14 protein-coding genes are annotated in these 17,704 nt (G+C 57.9%); 3 read left to right on the top strand and 11 right to left on the bottom strand.

Translation table 11 applies throughout. The features are described 5' to 3' along the window. Window position 1: 1 nt before the first annotated feature. The 8 genes from rffA to trxA all read right to left on the bottom strand — a co-directional run bounded on the left by rffA (window position 2) and on the right by trxA (window position 8,996). Window positions 2-1,132 (bottom strand): dTDP-4-amino-4,6-dideoxygalactose transaminase, encoded by a 1,131-nt coding sequence (rffA, locus tag CLM71_RS00750; protein ID WP_105229328.1) that lies wholly within the window; start codon window positions 1,130-1,132, stop codon window positions 2-4. After that, complete coding sequence (gene rffC, locus CLM71_RS00745) at window positions 1,119-1,841, bottom strand: dTDP-4-amino-4,6-dideoxy-D-galactose acyltransferase (RefSeq protein ID WP_105229327.1); 723 nt, start codon at window positions 1,839-1,841, stop codon at window positions 1,119-1,121. The genes rffA and rffC overlap by 14 nt, the downstream gene beginning before the upstream one ends. A gap of 97 nt (window positions 1,842-1,938) precedes the next feature. Further along, window positions 1,939-3,201, bottom strand: coding sequence for a UDP-N-acetyl-D-mannosamine dehydrogenase (gene wecC / locus CLM71_RS00740; RefSeq protein ID WP_105229326.1), 1,263 nt, complete (start codon window positions 3,199-3,201; stop codon window positions 1,939-1,941). After that, window positions 3,198-4,328, bottom strand: coding sequence for a non-hydrolyzing UDP-N-acetylglucosamine 2-epimerase (gene wecB / locus CLM71_RS00735; protein WP_105229325.1), 1,131 nt, complete (start codon window positions 4,326-4,328; stop codon window positions 3,198-3,200). The genes wecC and wecB overlap by 4 nt, the downstream gene beginning before the upstream one ends. Window positions 4,329-4,411: 83 nt before the next feature. Further along, complete coding sequence (gene wzzE, locus CLM71_RS00730) at window positions 4,412-5,464, bottom strand: ECA polysaccharide chain length modulation protein (RefSeq protein WP_105229324.1); 1,053 nt, start codon at window positions 5,462-5,464, stop codon at window positions 4,412-4,414. A 21-nt stretch (window positions 5,465-5,485) separates the two neighbouring features. After that, the gene (wecA, locus tag CLM71_RS00725) at window positions 5,486-6,568 is read right to left on the bottom strand and encodes a UDP-N-acetylglucosamine--undecaprenyl-phosphate N-acetylglucosaminephosphotransferase (RefSeq protein ID WP_105229323.1); all 1,083 of its coding nucleotides are present in this window, start codon (window positions 6,566-6,568) and stop codon (window positions 5,486-5,488) included. A 302-nt stretch (window positions 6,569-6,870) separates the two neighbouring features. After that, entirely contained in the window at window positions 6,871-8,130 is a 1,260-nt protein-coding gene (gene rho, locus CLM71_RS00720; protein ID WP_015344121.1) for a transcription termination factor Rho, read from the bottom strand. 539 nt (window positions 8,131-8,669) lie between these two features. Then, complete coding sequence (trxA, locus tag CLM71_RS00715; protein WP_105229322.1) at window positions 8,670-8,996, bottom strand: thioredoxin TrxA; 327 nt, start codon at window positions 8,994-8,996, stop codon at window positions 8,670-8,672. 132 nt (window positions 8,997-9,128) lie between these two features. Here trxA and rhlB point away from each other — a divergent pair, with 132 nt between their 5' ends. Further along, on the top strand, window positions 9,129-10,418 hold the full coding sequence (gene rhlB / locus CLM71_RS00710; protein ID WP_105229321.1) for an ATP-dependent RNA helicase RhlB: 1,290 nt from the start codon (window positions 9,129-9,131) through the stop codon (window positions 10,416-10,418). Between the two features lie 123 nt (window positions 10,419-10,541). After that, window positions 10,542-12,041 carry an exopolyphosphatase gene (gene ppx / locus CLM71_RS00705; RefSeq protein ID WP_199776392.1) on the top strand — a complete coding sequence of 500 codons (1,500 nt, stop codon included), beginning with the start codon at window positions 10,542-10,544 and terminating at the stop codon, window positions 12,039-12,041. Window positions 12,042-12,086: 45 nt separating this feature from the next. Here ppx and rep read toward each other — a convergent pair whose 3' ends face one another. Beyond that, window positions 12,087-14,111: a DNA helicase Rep gene (gene rep / locus CLM71_RS00700; protein ID WP_105229319.1), complete on the bottom strand. Its 2,025-nt coding sequence runs from the start codon at window positions 14,109-14,111 to the stop codon at window positions 12,087-12,089. Window positions 14,112-14,257: 146 nt separating this feature from the next. Between rep and ppiC the strand changes: the two genes are divergently transcribed. Next, the gene (gene ppiC / locus CLM71_RS00695; RefSeq protein ID WP_105229318.1) at window positions 14,258-14,539 is read left to right on the top strand and encodes a peptidylprolyl isomerase PpiC; all 282 of its coding nucleotides are present in this window, start codon (window positions 14,258-14,260) and stop codon (window positions 14,537-14,539) included. Between the two features lie 32 nt (window positions 14,540-14,571). On the opposite strand, the gene CLM71_RS00690 is transcribed toward ppiC, so the two are convergent. Both CLM71_RS00690 and CLM71_RS00685 read right to left on the bottom strand, forming a co-directional pair. Continuing rightward, window positions 14,572-16,059 carry a pitrilysin family protein gene (locus tag CLM71_RS00690; RefSeq protein ID WP_105229317.1) on the bottom strand — a complete coding sequence of 496 codons (1,488 nt, stop codon included), beginning with the start codon at window positions 16,057-16,059 and terminating at the stop codon, window positions 14,572-14,574. A 253-nt stretch (window positions 16,060-16,312) separates the two neighbouring features. Further along, a complete protein-coding gene (locus CLM71_RS00685; protein WP_105229316.1) occupies window positions 16,313-17,605 on the bottom strand; it encodes a dicarboxylate/amino acid:cation symporter in 1,293 nt (430 codons plus the stop codon). Between the last annotated feature and the right edge of the window lie 99 nt (window positions 17,606-17,704).

Genomic DNA, 17,704 nt, shown 5'->3' with positions numbered 1-17,704 from the left:
ATCAGGCGAGGAAGCTCAAAATGGTATGAATCACCGTACGTTGGTTAACATCGGACATGTTGTAATACAGCGGCAGACGCACCAGACGCGCGCTCTCGCTGCTGGTAAAGCGGTCTTCGCCGGCAAAGTGGCCGAACTTCTCGCCCGCCGGACATTCATGCAGCGGAATATAGTGGAACACCGCCATGATTTCCGCCTCTTTCAGGTAGTTGATAAACGCCGTACGATCCTGCACGTCTTTCAGCTTGATGTAGAACATATGGGCGTTATGGCGGCAGTCCTTCGGCACCACCGGCAGCTCGATGCGCCCGGCGTCAGCCTGCGGCTTCAGCGCATCATAATAGTTTTGCCACAGCTTCAGCCGGCGCTGGTTGATACGCTCGGCCGCCTCCAGCTGCGCCCACAGGTAGGCCGCCTGCAGGTCGGCCATCAGGTAGCTGGAACCGATATCGCGCCAGGTATATTTATCCACCTGGCCGCGGAAGAACTGGCTGCGGTTGGTGCCTTTCTCGCGAATGATTTCAGCCCGGTCAATCAGCGCCGGATCGTTGATCAGCGTCGCGCCGCCTTCGCCGCCCGCGGTATAGTTTTTGGTTTCATGGAAGCTGAACGCGCCGATATGGCCGATGGTGCCCAGCGCCTTGCCCTTGTAGGTCGACATTACGCCCTGCGCGGCGTCTTCCACCACGAACAGGTTGTACTTTTTCGCCAGCGCCATAATGGCGTCCATTTCACAGGCAACGCCGGCGTAGTGCACCGGTACGATCGCGCGGGTTTTATCGGTGATGGCCGCTTCGATTTTGCTTTCATCAATATTCATCGTATCCGGACGCACGTCGACAAATACGATGGTGGCGCCGCGCAGCACAAAAGCGTTGGCGGTGGAGACAAAGGTAAAGCTTGGCATGATCACTTCGTCGCCCGGCTGGATGTTCAGCAAAATCGCCGCCATCTCCAGCGACGCGGTGCAGGACGGCGTCAACAGCACTTTGCGCGCGCCGAAATGCTGCTCCATCCACTGCTGGCAGCGGCGGGTAAAGCCGCCGTCGCCGCACAGCTTCCCGCTGCCCATGGCAGCCTGCATATAGTCGATTTCCGTGCCAACAACCGGTGGTGCGTTAAATGGAATCATGTGAACCTCTGTATAACCAATACGCGGTGCTGTCGATAACGGCACCGTGCCGTTGATAAAGCCGTAGCGCGGCAATATTACTGATTTGTGTCGCTACCCGCAGGCGCTGTAATTGTTGTTGCTGACACCAGGCGGCGGCGGCGGTCATCAGCCGCGAACCAATACCTTTGCCACCGGCGCCGGGGAACGCGGCCAGCAGGCCAATACGCGCCTCACCGTCGCCAATATCCCGCAGGCTGACAAATCCTTCCGGCTGCCCCTGACGATCCAGCGCCAGCAGGCAAAGGTGGTCAAACGTGCCAAGCACCGCTTTCTCAATCCAGGTGGCGTAAAATCGCCCGCTGTCCGCCGGCTGATACCAAGGGGCGCGGAAACGGCTGGCGGCGAACGCCTGCGCGGCGGCGGCCTGTAAAACGGGAATATCGTCGGCCGCCGCCGATCGCACGTCGGAAGCCGTTTTAGAAGCAGTTTCCGTGCCAATCTGCATAACCAGATCGACTTCCCCCTCCGCCAGCTGAAAACCAAACGTAGTCAGGGCATCAGCGAGATCGAGGCGGTGAGACGGGATTTTAGCCTGAACCAGCGTAAAGCGATCCAGCGCGGCGGCGGTCAGCGGCGGCGCCGATGCGGCAATATTCAACCTGGCGCTGTTAATACGGAAATAGTCGCTTTCCCAGGTTAACGGGTCGACGGTAGCGCGGAGAATCATAGCGTTATCCATTCAGTTGATGACCGACGTCTGCGCCAGAGTGTAGGAAACAAGCTCCGCCCCGGCGGCTAATCTGCCGACGGGGCGAAGGCGGCGCTTAACGCCAGACGCCTTTGGTATCGACGATCCAGTTCTGCTTGACGGCTTCCGGCGCGATGGCCTTGAACTCATTGTGATCCACCAGCATCACCAGCACATCGGCCTGCTGCAGCGCATCGCCGATGCTTTTCAACGTGACCTGGCCGGCCAGCGCCTTCGGCAGTTGCTCCACGTTCGGTTCTACCGCCAGCGTTTCGCCCTGATGCCAGTCGGCAATCAGCTGGGTCACTTCTACCGCCGGGCTTTCACGCAGGTCATCGATATTGGGTTTGAAGGCCAGACCGAAGCAGGCGATTTTCAGTTCGGACGCCCGCTTGTCGGTGGCCGCCAGGCAATCTGCCACTGCCGCTTTCACGCGGTCGACCACCCACAGCGGCTTGCCGTCGTTGACCAGCCGCGCCGTGTGAATCAAACGCGCCTGCTGCGGGTTCTGCGCCACGATAAACCACGGATCGACGGCGATACAGTGGCCGCCGACGCCCGGACCGGGCTGCAGAATATTGACGCGCGGATGTCGATTGGCCAGGCGGATCAGCTCCCAGACGTTAATCCCCTGATCGGCGCAGATCAGCGACAGTTCATTGGCGAAGGCGATGTTGACGTCACGGTAGCTGTTTTCCGTCAGCTTGCACATTTCCGCCGTGCGCGAGTTGGTGATCACGCACTCGCCTTCCAGGAAGATTTTATACAGCGCGCTGGCGCGCTCGGAACATTTTGGCGTCATCCCGCCAATCACGCGGTCATTCTGAATCAGTTCCACCATCACCTGCCCCGGCAATACGCGCTCCGGGCAGTAGGCGATGTTGATGTCCGCCTCTTCGCCGGCGTCCTGCGGGAAGCTCAGATCGCTGCGCGCCTGCGCCAGCCATGCGGCCATCTGTTCGGTAGCGCCAACCGGCGACGTCGATTCCAGAATCACCAGATCGCCCTTTTTCAGCACCGGCGCCAGCGATTTGGCGGCGGACTCCACAAAGGCCAGATCCGGCTCGTGATCGCCTTTGAACGGCGTCGGCACCGCGATCAGGAAGGCATCCGCCGCTACCGGCTTGTTCACCGCCTGCAGATAACCGCCGTCGACCGCTTCCTTCACCACTTTGTCCAGATCCGGCTCGACGATGTGAATCTCACCGCGGTTAATGGTTGCCACCGCGTGGGCATTAACATCAACGCCGATGACTTGCTTCTTGCGTGAGGCAAACGCCGCCGCCGTCGGCAGGCCGATATAACCCAGGCCGATAACTGAAATCGTGTCAAAACTCATAATGTCACCTGATAATTCTTTAACGCTTCGAGGATACGCTGGCAGGCATGACCATCGCCGTAAGGGTTATGCGCCCGGCTCATTGCGTGATATTCGTTTTCATCCGTCAGCAGACGTCCCACCGCTTCGACGATCTTCGCCACGTCGGTGCCTACCAGACGCACCGTGCCGGCATCAACCGCTTCCGGGCGTTCGGTGGTTTCACGCATCACCAATACCGGCTTGCCAAGCGACGGCGCTTCCTCTTGAATGCCGCCGGAATCCGTCAGGATAATGGTCGATCTGGCCATCAGATAGACGAACGGCAGGTAATCCTGCGGGTCGATCAGCATGATGTTGTCGATGCCTTTCAGAATACGGTTAACCGGCTCGCTGACGTTCGGATTCAGATGCACCGGGTACACCACCTGTACGTCAGGGTGCTGACGGGCAATTTCCGCCAGCGCGCTGCAGATACGCTCAAAACCGCCGCCGAAGCTCTCACGGCGGTGGCCGGTTACCAGAATCAGTTTCTTGTCATCATCCAGGAAGGGGTAGCGCTGCGCCAGTTCGTCGCGCTGCTGCGTATCGCTCATCACGCGATCGCGCACCCAGAATAATGCGTCAATCACCGAGTTGCCGGTGACAAAAATCTGGCTGTCCGGCACCTGCTCACGCAGCAGGTTCTGACGTGAATTCTCCGTCGGCGCGAAGTGGAACATCGCCAGGTGGCCGGTCAGCGTACGGTTCGCCTCTTCCGGCCAGGGGGAATATAAATTGCCGGTACGCAGGCCGGCCTCGACGTGGCCGACCGGAATGCGCTGATAAAATGCCGCCAGGCTGGTGGCCAGCGTGGTGGTGGTATCTCCGTGCACCAGCACCACATCCGGTTTAAACTCTTCCAGAACGCCCTTCAGCCCTTCCAGAATGCGGCAGGTGATCTCCGTCAGCCCCTGCCCCGGTTGCATGATATTGAGATCGTAATCAGGAACAATTTCAAATAAGCGCAAGACCTGATCCAACATCTCACGATGCTGGGCGGTCACACAGACTCTTGCTTCAAAGGCTTCGTCCTGAGCCAAGGCATGTACCAACGGGGCCATCTTGATGGCCTCAGGTCGGGTGCCGAAAACGGTCAACACTTTCACAGCGGATCTCTTTTGGTCAGTTATCGCAGGCAAACCTGCAAAGAGGGCGCTTACGCGCCCATCAACGAATTATTATAATATTTTCAATTGCGTGAACGACGAACCAAAGCCACCCCGGCGCCGGCCATCGCACCGATAGCGCCCCATAGGATCAGCCAAAATACTCTTCTTGGACTATCACGTTTTACCGGCTCTTCCGGCGTGCGCAAATAGCGGTAAGTCTGAAACTGTTTATCCAGCGTCGGGCCGACGTTCAGCGTCGCCAGCATGGCGCGGTTTTGATCGTAATCCAAATCATAGCTTGGACCGGAGGCTTGTAAACCTTCCAGACGCGCCTGCAGCATCGGTTTGCCCAGCAGGAACAGGTCGGAGTCCGGCAGCTGTTCGGCCGGCGTATCGGTCTGCGCACGGGCGATGCCCTGCTGCTCGGCGATTTTCAGCGCCTGCTGCACCGAGCTCAGCTGACGCTTATAAATCGCGTCCGCCACCGCTTCCTGGCGCTTAACCTGCGCTTTCATCGAGGTGGTGCGCGCCGCCCAGGCGCCCTGAATCTCTTCGTTCAGATGCAGCGCCGCGCGATGGCTGGCAAACAGCACATATTCGCGCAGTAAACGGTTGGCATCCGACGCCGTTTCAGCCGTCAGTTTAACCCCGTCGTTCGGCACTTTGTTATCATCACGCGGCGTAAACTGAATATTGGCGATCAATTCATCAAGTAACGCGGCATCCGCGCGCTCATCCCCTTCCTGCCGCTGCTTGTAGTAATCGCTCTGCAGCCAGAAATCGCGCCGGGTATCGTAGGCCGCCAGCTGCATGATGAACTCTTTGTAGGCTTCATCGGCAATGCTCGGCTGGTCGGTCGCCACGGCCGGCATGGTGCGCACATCCAGATTCCTCAGGAACTGCTGCTGGGAGTAGTATCCGCCCAACGCATTCACGGTCGGCCGATCGGTGATCGCCGTTGCGCTCCACTCCTGCTTGACCAGGTAAGAGACCGCCAGCGCGACCGCTGCAAACAAAACGGCAAGACCAATAATCCAGACCTTGCCGCGCCACAAAGTGCGGCACAGGCCACGAATATCGAGTTCGTTATCTACCGCCGGGCGGTTCTTGTCTGACGTTGTATCTGGAATCATCACTGCCCAAAAGCCTCTGGTTTAAGGTACTTGCTTATTGTCCACCGAGCGACGCATACGGCGTTTGATGCGCTTAATATAACGCGCAACACGCCAGGCGCGCTTGATGCAATAACCGTAGAACAGAAATGCTAGCAAGAATAATGCCAACATGAACCATTCCGGGATAAATGTTAACCATTCGCCCAGCACGCCGACCGCCGCCAGCAGCGCTGCAGCCAGGGTAATCAGGACAAAAGCCTGACGCGGCGTAAAGCCGGCACGCATAATCAGATGGTGAATATGCTGCCGGTCGGGGGAAAACGGACTCATGCCCTTACGCAAACGGCGATACATAATGGCGATCATATCCATCAGCGGAATCGCGATGATCCACAGCGCGGTCACCGGACGAATCGCCGGCGTCTGGCCTTGCGAACTTTGCAGCAGCAGCCAGATGGCGGTAAAGCCGATCAGCGTACTGCCGGCGTCGCCCATAAACACTTTATAGCGACGGCCAAGAATGCCGAGGTTCAGCAAGATATAGGGAACGATGGCGGCGATCATGGCAAAACACCAGAATGCCAGCTCAGAATGACCGTTGAGATACAGCAGCACGCCCAGCGCGCCGAATGACACGCAGGACAAACCGCCCAGCAGGCCGTCGATGCCGTCCACCATATTGAAGGCGTTAATCGCCGCCCACACCGCAAACAGCGTTACCAGATAGCCGAACGGCCCCAGCTGCATTTCCCATCCGCCCAGAATATAGCCGAAGCTATGCAGGTACAGGCCGGCAAACACCATCATAATCACGCCGACCAGCGCCTGAACAAAGGCACGGATTTTTACGCTGATATCGAAACGGTCGTCCAACACGCCGACAAATACCAGCAAACCGGCGCAGGCGAGATATAACTTGCTGTGCGCAATCGTTTGGTCAGAGATCAGGAAGGCAAAACACAGTCCGGCATAAACCGAAATCCCCCCGACCAGCGGAATTAACCCCTGGTGACGCTTGCGATAATTGGGTTTATCCACCAGGCCGATCGGTTTCGCTGCCTTACGGGCAACAAATAAAAATGCCAAGGAGAATAGAAAAACAAATAGAATTTCAGTACTCATGTGAGTAGTTCACAGTTAACAGATCTCTGAGAAGATAAGGCAGCTTAACACGGGCTGAATCTGGCACCAGATGTCTCGCTTCCTTTCAGTCATTTCCTATGACGAACGCGATTGAGTTTCATTGCACTATATAGCATTTCTCATCGTGAACGACCGATGCCGCAAATGGATATGTGCGTAACCCAATCAAACACGCCGCGATCAGAAAAGTAAATTAAATTTCTATTTCTGCCGCGTATCCTATCTGCCAAAAGCAAAAAACGCCACGGCTTGGCGTGGCGTTGATTAAATTTTTTATGTAATTATGAGCGCTTCATCATATCGAAGAACTCATCATTGGTCTTGGTCATCGCCAATTTATTAATGAGGAACTCCATCGCGTCGATCTCCCCCATCGGGTGGATAATCTTGCGCAGGATCCACATCTTCTGCAGCTCTTCAGAACTGGTGAGCAGCTCTTCCTTACGGGTACCGGAGCGGTTGTAATCAATCGCCGGGAAGACACGTTTTTCCGCAATTTTACGCGACAGGTGCAGTTCCATGTTGCCGGTGCCCTTGAACTCTTCGTAAATCACTTCGTCCATCTTCGAGCCGGTATCCACCAGCGCAGTGGCGATAATGGTCAGGCTGCCGCCCTCTTCCACGTTACGCGCCGCGCCGAAGAAGCGCTTCGGACGGTGCAGGGCGTTGGCGTCCACACCACCGGTCAGCACCTTGCCGGAAGCCGGCACCACGGTGTTGTAAGCGCGCGCCAGACGGGTGATGGAGTCAAGCAGGATAATCACGTCCTTCTTGTGCTCAACCAGACGCTTGGCCTTTTCGATCACCATTTCCGCAACCTGCACGTGGCGGGAAGCCGGTTCGTCGAAGGTTGAGGCGATCACTTCGCCCTTCACCAGACGCTGCATCTCGGTGACTTCTTCCGGACGTTCGTCGATCAGCAGCACCATCAGCACGCAGTCCGGGTGGTTGTAGGCAATGCTCTGGGCAATGTTCTGCAGCAGCATGGTCTTACCGGCTTTCGGCGGTGCGACGATCAGGCCGCGCTGGCCGCGACCGATCGGCGATGCCAGATCCAGTACGCGAGCGGTCAGGTCTTCGGTTGAACCGTTGCCGCGCTCCATACGCAGACGCGAGTTGGCATGCAGCGGCGTCAGGTTTTCGAACAGGATTTTACTGCGGGCGTTTTCCGGTTTGTCGTAGTTGACTTCGTTAACCTTCAGCAGGGCAAAGTAACGTTCGCCTTCTTTTGGCGGACGAATCTTACCGGAAATGGTGTCACCTGTACGGAGGTTGAAGCGGCGGATTTGGCTAGGGGATACGTAGATGTCGTCGGGGCCTGCGAGGTAGGAACTGTCTCCGGAGCGGAGGAAACCAAATCCATCCTGCAATATCTCCAGCACGCCGTCACCGAAAATATCCTCTCCGCTTTTCGCATGCTGCTTGAGAATGGAAAAGATAATGTCCTGCTTACGCATGCGGGCCAGGTTTTCCAGCCCCATATTTTCGCCGAGTGTGATCAGGTCAGAAACCGGCGTGTTCTTTAATTCGGTAAGATTCATAGTGGTGGGTTCTTAAAATCGGGGTATGTCTCGAACTTTAACGTGAATAGTATGGCAGCGTGATGTTCCCGCATCGGGATTTTCGTGCCTGTTTACTGGACGTTCAATCACCGGGCCGCTTAGCCGTCGTGGTAAGAGATGGCTTACATTGGACGCGCACGCTGGCGGTTTAGGATCGAAGGTGCCTTAAAACTGATTTTTGCAAAACCATTGATTGTCAACGCGCGGGCCAAGTCCAGGTATGAAGACAACGCCGATGCTATGACACAGAGTAACGCTTTAGATTCAAACTCTTTAGACTTAAAACTTCGGGCAAGTTCTATATGCAGTGTGATTAAACTTAACACGCTTCTCGGCGGGCGTCTATAGCCGCCGCAAGCAAACTGCATCTTTAGTCGCAGACGGGCCATGTTTACCCACATCACCGTGCGGAGCCTGCCTGGAGAGCCGCGGACACTGCCGCCGCAAACCGGAAAAATTGGGCCGGCGCCGATGCGAAAACTCGCGACCGGACGCCAGACCCGGGGCATCCCGCCCGGTTACAGATTGGCGGTCAGGAAATCTTTCAGCTGACCTTTGGACAGTGCGCCCACTTTGGTCGCCGCCACTTCACCGTTCTTGAACAGCAACAGCGTTGGGATGCCGCGGATACCGTACTTAGGTGCGGTAGCCGGGTTCTCGTCGATGTTCAGTTTGCTGATAGTCAATTTGCCGTCGAACTCTTCGGCAATTTCATTAAGAATCGGAGCAATCATCTTGCACGGACCACACCACTCAGCCCAGAAGTCGACCAGGATTGGCCCTTCGGCATTCAGCACCTCTGTAGCAAAGCTGTCGTCAGTCAGGTGAATAATTTTATCGCTCATGTTCTACTCCACAGGATTATGTCTACCTTGTTGGTGTAGCATTAAACCAACTCAAGGTGATTTTATTTCACCGCGTTTATTTCAACGGATGTGCTTTCGTAAAGCAATAGTTAGCTGATATTCTACCACACTATGAGCAAAACACACTTGACTGAACAGAAGTTTTCCGACTTCGCCCTGCACCCGTTAGTCCTTGAAGCCCTTGAAAAAAAAGGGTTTCACAACTGCACGCCTATTCAGGCGCTGGCATTACCGCTCACGCTCTCCGGGCGTGACGTTGCAGGTCAGGCGCAAACCGGTACCGGAAAGACGTTGGCATTTCTGACGTCTACTTTTCACTATTTACTCTCCCACCCGGCGAAACAGGATCGCCAGACCAACCAACCGCGCGCCTTGATCATGGCGCCTACGCGCGAGCTGGCGGTGCAGATCCACGCCGATGCGGAAATGCTGTCGCAGTCCACCGGACTGAAGCTGGGCCTGGCCTACGGCGGCGACGGCTACGACAAACAGCTGAAAGTGCTGGAAAAGGGCGTAGATATTCTGATCGGCACCACCGGCCGACTGATTGACTACGCAAAACAAAACTATATCGACCTGAGCGCCATTCAGGTGGTGGTGCTGGATGAAGCCGATCGCATGTACGATCTGGGCTTTATCAAAGATATCCGCTGGCTGTTCCGCCGCATGCCATCGGCCGATCAGCGTCTGAACATGCTGTTCTCCGCCACCCTCTCCTACCGCGTACGCGAGCTGGCGTTCGAGCAGATGAACAATGCCGAATATGTGGAAGTCGAACCGGAACAGAAAACCGGCCACCGCATCAAAGAAGAGCTGTTCTACCCGTCCAACGAAGAGAAAATGCGCCTGCTGCAGACGTTGATTGAAGAAGAATGGCCGGATCGCGCTATCGTCTTCGCCAACACCAAACACCGCTGCGAAGACATCTGGGGCCATCTGGCCGCCGACGGTCACCGCGTGGGCCTGCTGACCGGCGACGTCGCCCAGAAAAAACGCCTGCGTATTCTGGAAGACTTCACCAAAGGCAGCCTGGATATTCTGGTGGCCACCGACGTTGCGGCGCGCGGCCTGCATATTCCTGCGGTTACCCACGTCTTCAACTACGATCTGCCTGACGACTGCGAGGACTACGTCCACCGCATCGGCCGTACCGGCCGCGCCGGCGCCAGCGGGCACTCCATCAGCCTGGCCTGTGAGGAATATGCCCTCAACCTGCCGGCGATCGAAGCCTATACCGGCCACAGCATTCCGGTCAGCAAATACAACAGCGACGCACTGCTGGATGATTTGCCGGCGCCGAAACGCCTGTCGCGCCCGCGCGGCGGCAACAATTCGCGCCGTAATTCGTCGCAACGCCGCAGCGGCGGCGCGCCGCGCAACAACCGTAAACGTTCAGGCTGAGATAACTCCATGAATTTCACATTGCATCCCGACAGCCAAGGTTACTTTCCCCACAGTCCGGCGCCGCTCGGCAACGGCGGGCTGACAGCCACGATGCGATGTGAAACTTCAGGGAGATAAATTATGCTCAGTTCCAGCACGCTGTATGCCGCCATCGATCTGGGGTCCAACAGCTTCCATATGTTGGTAGTGCGCGAGGTCGCCGGCAGTATTCAGACGCTGGCGCGTATCAAACGCAAAGTCCGGCTGGCGGCCGGGCTGGATCGGGACAATAACCTGTCGCACGACGCCATGCAGCGCGGCTGGCAATGCCTGCGGCTGTTTTCCGAACGTCTGCAGGATATTCCGCGCGAACAGATCCGCGTGGTGGCGACCGCCACGCTGCGTCTGGCGAATAACGCCGATGAGTTCCTGCATACCGCACAGCAAATTTTAGGCTGCCCGGTACAGGTGATCAGCGGCGAAGAAGAGGCGCGCCTGATTTACCACGGCGTGGCGCACACTACCGGCGGCCCCGATCGACGTCTGGTGGTCGATATCGGCGGCGGCAGCACCGAACTGGTGACCGGCAGCGGCGCCCAGGCCGAGCAGCTGTACAGCCTGTCGATGGGCTGCGTCACCTGGCTGGAACGCTTCTTCAGCGACCGTAACCTCGGGCGCGACAACTTTGACCGCGCCGAACTGGCCGCGCGCGAAATGGTGCGACCGATTGCCTCCGCTTTACGTGAGCACGGCTGGCAGATCTGCGTCGGCGCCTCCGGCACCGTGCAGGCGCTGCAGGAAATCATGGTGGCGCAGGGTATGGACGAACGCATTACCCTGCCGAAACTGCGCCAGCTCAAACAGCGCGCCATCCAATGCGGCAAGCTGGAAGAGCTGGAAATTGAAGGCCTGACGCTGGAGCGCGCGCTGGTGTTCCCCAGCGGGCTGTCGATTCTGCTGGCGATCTTCCAGGAGCTGGGCATTGAGAGCATGCTGCTTTCCGGCGGTGCGCTGCGCGAAGGGCTGGTGTACGGCATGCTGCACCTGCCGGTGGAGCAGGATATCCGCCACCGCACCATTCGCAATCTGCAGCGGCGCTACCTGCTGGATACCGAGCAGGCGGCCCGCGTTGCCCAGTTGGCGAGTAACTTCTCACAGCAGGTAGCCAATGAGTGGCAGCTGGATACCCGCAGCCGTGAACTACTGCACGCCGCCTGTCTGATTCATGAAATCGGTCTGAGCGTCGACTTCAAACAGGCGCCGCAGCACGCCGCCTATCTGATTCGCCATCTGGCGCTGCCCGGTTTTACCCCGGCGCAGAAAAAACTGCTGGCCGCCCTGCTGCAAAACCAGAGCAACACGCTCGATCTCACGCTGCTCAGCCAGCAAAACGCCGTGCCGCCGCGCATCGCCCAGCATTTGTGCCGCCTGCTGCGCCTGGCGATTATCTTCGCCAGCCGCCGCCGCGACGACACGCTGCCGGCGGTCAGACTGCGCGGCCACCAGAACGACGACGCGCTGCGCGTGATTGTGCCGCACGGCTGGCTGGAGCAGCATCCGCTGCGTGGTGAAGAACTGGAGCAGGAAAGCCGCTGGCAGAGCTATGTCCACTGGCCGCTGATGCTGGAAGAACAGGCCTAACCCGATGCGGGTTCGCCCAGGCGAACCCCGCTTTTTCCCCGCGACTCAGCCGCCGCCCTTGGCCTTCGCCAGCATGGCGCGGATATTGGCGACGTTGCTCTGCCCCTTTTGCATCCGTTCCTGCGGGCTAATTACCTTACGCTCCGTTTCCCACGCCAAATCATCCTGCGGCAGCTCCAACAGGAAACGGCTCGGCTCCGGACGCACCAATTCACCATACTGTCGGCGCTCACGGCACAGGGTGAAAATCAGCTCTTTTTGGGCGCGGGTTATCCCCACATAGGCCAGACGCCGCTCTTCCTCGACATTATCTTCATCAATACTGCTCTGATGCGGCAGTAAACCCTCCTCCATCCCCACCAGGAACACATAGGGGAACTCCAGCCCCTTGGAGGCGTGCAGCGTCATCAGTTGCACCTGGTCCAGCTCTTCCTCGCTTTCGCCGCGCTCCATCATGTCGCGCAGCGTGAAGCGGGTGACCACCTGCGTCAGCGTCATCGGCTCTTCCAGATCGCTGCCTTCCAGCATTTCCGTCATCCAGCCGAACAGCGTATTGACGTTTTTCATGCGCATTTCCGCCGCCTTCGGGCTGGCGGAGGTTTCAAACAGCCAGCTTTCGTAGTCGACGCCGCGAATCAGGTCGCGCACCGCCGCCACCGGCTCGCGCTCGGCCTGCCGGGCGATGCCGTCCATCCACTGGGTAAAACGCTGCAGCGACTCCAGGCCGCGGCCGGTAAGGTGCTGGCCCAACCCCACGTCGAAGCTGGCGGCAAACAGGCTCTTATTGCGCAGGTTGGCCCACTCTCCCAGCTTCTGCAGCGTCGCCGGGCCGATTTCCCGCTTCGGCGTATTGACGATGCGCAGAAAGGCGCTGTCGTCGTCCGGGTTGGTCAGCACCCGCAGGTAGGCCAGCAGATCCTTGATTTCCGGGCGGGAGAAGAACGAGGTACCGCCGGAAATCTTGTACGGGATGCGGTTCTGCATCAGCATTTTTTCGAACACCCGCGACTGGTGGTTGCCGCGGTACAAAATGGCGTAATCGCCATAGTTGGTCTTCTTCACAAAGTGGTGGGCGATCAGCTCGCCAACCACCCGCTCGGCCTCGTGGTCTTCGTTATTGGCGGTCACTACTTTCAGCTCTTCACCGTAGCCCAGCTCGGAAAACAGCCGTTTCTCAAACACGTGCGGGTTATTGGCGATCAAAATGTTGGCCGCTTTCAGAATACGCTCGCTGGAGCGGTAGTTCTGCTCCAGCTTAATCACCTGCAGAGCCGGGAAATCCTCTTTCAGCAGCACCAGGTTCTGCGGCCGCGCGCCGCGCCAGGAGTAGATTGACTGGTCATCATCGCCCACCACGGTAAAACGGGCGCGGTTGCCCACCAGCAGCTTCACCAGCTCATACTGGCTGGTGTTGGTATCCTGATACTCATCCACCAGCAGATAGCGCAGGCGGTTTTGCCAGCGTTCACGCACCTCTTCGTTGCGCTGCAGCAGCAGCGTCGGCAGCAGGATCAAATCGTCGAAATCCAGCACGTTACAGGCGCGCATATGCGCATGGTACAGACCGTAACAGTGGGCAAATAGCTTGTCGCGCTCGGAGCGCGCCAGCTCGGCAGCACGCTGGGGGTCCACCAGATCGTTCTTCCAGTTGGAAATGGTGGAGATCAGCTGCGCCACCAGCGTTTTGTCATTTTCCAGCCATTTTTCCGTCAGCTCTTTCAGCAGCGCCAGCTGATCCTGGTCGTCAAACAGCGAGAAGTTGGACTTCATCTCCAGCGCTTTATATTCGCGCTTGATGATCTCCAGCCCCAGCGTATGGAAGGTCGAAATCATTAGGCCGCGCGCCTCTTTCCGCCCCAACGTCTGCGATACGCGCTCTTTCATCTCGCGCGCCGCCTTGTTGGTAAAGGTCACCGCGGCGATATGCCGCGCCTGATAGCCGCAATGGTGGATCAGGTGGGCGATTTTATTGGTGATTACGCGCGTCTTGCCCGAGCCGGCGCCGGCCAGAACCAGGCAGGGACCGGTAACGAATTCAACGGCTTGTTGTTGGCTGGGGTTTAATCGCATGGGGCTTTATGGCTCGACAATCTTAACGTGGGACAGGCAGTGTAGCAGAAAGCGCCGGCAAGATTGATACCCGTCGCGTCAATGCCGCCCTGCCCGGATAAAACGGGTATAATGCGCCCTCCACCGTAAGCACACAGGGTAATACCATGGCGAAGAGCGCATCCGCACTGCATATTTTGGTTGATAACGAGAAGCTGGCCAATGAACTGCTGGCCAAACTCAAGCGCGGCGTCAGCTTCGACACGCTGGCGCGCAAATACTCGACCTGCCCGTCGAAACGTAACGGCGGCTCACTGGGCGAATTCAACAAGGGCGCGATGGTGCCGGCGTTTGATAAAGCGGTGTTCAGCATCCCGCTGCTCAAACCGTACGGGCCGGTGAAAACCCAGTTCGGCTACCACATTATCAAGGTGTTGTACCGAAACTGACCGGCAGCGCCCGAAGGGGCGCTGCCGGGGCGTTATTGCGCGCCGTTCTCCGGCGTCGCCGCTTCGCCTTCAGGCTTCGGCTCTTCGCTCACCACCGCCGGTGGCGGCGCCATAATGCCGTTGTAAACATCCTGCAGCTGCTTCATATTGGTTTCCGCTTCGCCTTTCGGCTGCTGCAGCACCAGCGTAGCGTCCTGCGACAGTTGCAGTTTCAGCGCCTGGTGCAATGATTCCGGCGTCAGCGACGCCAGAAACGCCTGACGCAGCTTCTGATACATCTCCGGGGAAATGTCCACCACGCCGCTCTGCTGCGAACGCAGACGCTGGCTCATCAGCACATCGGTATCGGTACGGGCATAGGTGGCGAACAGCTTGCTCAGCTGATCGTTCTTCTGCGCCAGCAAATCATCAAATTCCTGCTGGCTGAGCCCGTTATCACGCACCGCCGCCATTTCCGTCGCCACAAACTCCAGCGCGGACTTCAGGTTGGCGTTGCTGGTGTTGAGATGAATAGCGCACTGTGAACGCTGATACTGCACCCGGCAGTCGAAGCCCAGCTGCGCATCCTTCTGCGGGCTCTTTTCCAGCGCGCGCTGCAGGTGCCAGAACAGCGCCTCGCGCGCCAGATCGCTGCGCCAGTAGCGGCTCAGTTGCTGGGAGTCGCGAATCGGCTGCCACGGCGTATCCCACATAATGGACAGCATATCCTGCTGGATAGACTCATTCATCAGGCTGACCGGCTGCGGCGGCAGCGGCGCCAGGGTCGGCATGGTGGCAGGCGTTTCCCGTTTGCCGCTCAGCGGCGAAAAGGCCTTGTTGATCTGCTCGCTCAGGCTGCGGCTGTCCACCCGACCGACCACATACAAGGTCATCATGTCCGGGGTGTACCACTGCTGGTAAAAATCTTTCAGCTGTTCAAGATTGACCGGCCGCTTCACCGCCTGGCCCGGGTCGTGCGCCAGCAGCGTAGAGCCTTTCAGCCGATAGCGCCACCAGGCATCCTGGGTATTGGCAGGGAACAGGCCGATCGGATCGGCACCGGAATTCACCACCTTATGCACCGTCTGCTCGTCGATCGGCAGCTTGCCGCTGGTTTCCGCCAGCCAGCTCAGCGCCTCTTTCAGCAGATCCGGGCGGTTATTCGGCAAACTCAGGTTATAGAGGGTGAAATCATACGAGCTAATAGCCGGCGGCAGCGGCTGTTCGTCATCCACGCCCTGCTGCCACAGCGAACGCAGCTGCGGCGAACTTTCGTTGCGCGCCATCGCCAGGCGCGGCAGCAGGTGGGCGAAACCGATCTGCTGGGAAGATTCGACCAGCGATCCGGTATTCACCAGCAGCCGCAGTTCAATGCGGTCGCTTGGCCGCTGCGGCGTATCCAGCACCTGCCAGGAAAACCCGTTATCCAATTTTCCCTGCTGCCAGGCAGGATCGGGTTGTAGCGCTTCAGCCTGCACGCCGCCGCTGGCGGCCGCCAACAACAGCCCACCCACAAGAAGATGAATTCTGGTGCCCTGCATGTGAACCCCTACTTAATGGCTATCCAATTTATCTTTGATACACGTATTCCATTCACTGGAATCATAAAAGCACGCCCTGAGTTTCACAGTGGGGCGGAAAGTAGAAAGTGTACCATTGTGTTGGACCGCGCGCCTTGTTCGATGTTACCCAATGCGGCGAAAAATAGTCATTGAGGGAGTTTTACAAGCGGAAAAGGTGGAAAACGCCATCGGCCGCCACAACAGCCGATGGCTTGACTTCAACAACCGGCCGTCACGTCGAGCGTTGGCTCTCGTCCGCCACGCCGGCAGGCCGTTTGTTATTCAGCGTATCTTTCAGCTGCTGGCTGTCCAGCTGGTTGCACCATTTGGCCACCACCACCGTCGCCACGCCGTTGCCCACCAGGTTGGTCAGCGCACGCGCCTCCGACATAAAGCGGTCGATGCCGAGAATCAGCGCCAGCCCCGCCACCGGCAGATGACCGACTGCGGAAAGGGTCGCCGCCAGCACGATAAAGCCGCTGCCGGTCACCCCCGCCGCCCCTTTCGAGGAGAGCAGCAGCACTATCAACAGCGTAATCTGATGCATAATATCCATATGAGCATTGGTGGCCTGGGCGATAAACACCGCCGCCATGGTCAGATAAATCGAGGTGCCGTCCAGGTTGAAGGAGTAACCGGTCGGAATCACCAACCCCACCACCGATTTCTTGCAACCCAGCCGCTCCATCTTGTCCAACATGCGCGGCAGCGCGGATTCGGACGACGAGGTGCCCAGCACGATCAGCAACTCTTCTTTGATGTAGTTAACAAACTTGAAGATGCTGAAGCCGTTGGCGCGGGCAATCGCCCCCAGCACCACCACCACGAACAGGATACAGGTGAGGTAGAAGCACAAAATCAGCTGCCCCAACTGCACCAGAGTGCCCACGCCGTATTTACCGATGGTGAACGCCATCGCGCCGAAAGCGCCCAGCGGCGCCAGACGCATGATCATATTGATGATGCCGAAAATCACGTTGGAGAAGCTTTCGATCACATTAAAGATCAGCTGCCCCTTTTCTCCCAGGCGATGCAGCGCAAAGCCGAACAGCACCGCAAACAGCAGTACCTGCAGGATATTGCCGCTGGCGAAGGCGCCGATCACACTGCCGGGAATAATATCCAACAGGAACGGAATAATCCCCTGCTGCGAGGCCTGTTCGGCGTACACCGCCACGGCTTTGGCATCCAGCGTAGCGGGATCGACGTTCATCCCCGCTCCCGGCTGTACCACGTTCACCACCACCAGGCCGATAATCAGCGCGATGGTGCTGACTATCTCAAAGTACAGCAGCGCAATGGCACCGGTGCGGCCGACGGCCTTCATGCTCTCCATGCCTGCGATGCCGGTTACCACGGTACAGAAGATCACCGGCGCGATAATCATTTTGATTAACTTAACAAATCCATCACCCAGAGGTTTCATCTGAGTGCCGAGGTCAGGGTAGAAATGGCCGAGTAGCACACCCAGCGTAATGGCCATAAGCACCTGGAAATAAAGGCTCTTAAAGATATTTTTTTTCATATGAACATCCTTTGAAGGGGACGCGGACAGGCGGTTATCGGTACTTTTCATGCCTGCTCAACGCCTGCGCGAAAATAACACCCGATTAACAAGATGGGA

Origin of the sequence: Serratia sp. MYb239 (assembly GCF_002966855.1) — a bacterium.
GTDB classification, from domain to species: Bacteria; Pseudomonadota; Gammaproteobacteria; order Enterobacterales; family Enterobacteriaceae; genus Serratia_B; species Serratia_B rhizosphaerae.
Note: the sequence above shows the minus strand (reverse complement) of the source record. Positions and strands in the feature narration are given on the sequence as shown.

Excerpts from the sequence above, each read along its gene's own strand:
- rffA (WP_105229328.1), bottom strand. The coding sequence starts at position 1,132 with ATGATTCCATTTAACGCACCACCGGTTGTTGGCACGGAAATCGACTAT.
- rffC (WP_105229327.1), bottom strand. The coding sequence starts at position 1,841 with ATGATTCTCCGCGCTACCGTCGACCCGTTAACCTGGGAAAGCGACTAT.
- wecC (WP_105229326.1), bottom strand. The coding sequence starts at position 3,201 with ATGAGTTTTGACACGATTTCAGTTATCGGCCTGGGTTATATCGGCCTG.
- wzzE (WP_105229324.1), bottom strand. The coding sequence starts at position 5,464 with ATGATTCCAGATACAACGTCAGACAAGAACCGCCCGGCGGTAGATAAC.
- wecA (WP_105229323.1), bottom strand. The coding sequence starts at position 6,568 with ATGAGTACTGAAATTCTATTTGTTTTTCTATTCTCCTTGGCATTTTTA.
- rho (WP_015344121.1), bottom strand. The coding sequence starts at position 8,130 with ATGAATCTTACCGAATTAAAGAACACGCCGGTTTCTGACCTGATCACA.
- trxA (WP_105229322.1), bottom strand. The coding sequence starts at position 8,996 with ATGAGCGATAAAATTATTCACCTGACTGACGACAGCTTTGCTACAGAG.
- rhlB (WP_105229321.1), top strand. The coding sequence starts at position 9,129 with ATGAGCAAAACACACTTGACTGAACAGAAGTTTTCCGACTTCGCCCTG.
- ppx (WP_199776392.1), top strand. The coding sequence starts at position 10,542 with ATGCTCAGTTCCAGCACGCTGTATGCCGCCATCGATCTGGGGTCCAAC.
- rep (WP_105229319.1), bottom strand. The coding sequence starts at position 14,111 with ATGCGATTAAACCCCAGCCAACAACAAGCCGTTGAATTCGTTACCGGT.
- ppiC (WP_105229318.1), top strand. The coding sequence starts at position 14,258 with ATGGCGAAGAGCGCATCCGCACTGCATATTTTGGTTGATAACGAGAAG.
- CLM71_RS00690 (WP_105229317.1), bottom strand. The coding sequence starts at position 16,059 with ATGCAGGGCACCAGAATTCATCTTCTTGTGGGTGGGCTGTTGTTGGCG.
- CLM71_RS00685 (WP_105229316.1), bottom strand. The coding sequence starts at position 17,605 with ATGAAAAAAAATATCTTTAAGAGCCTTTATTTCCAGGTGCTTATGGCC.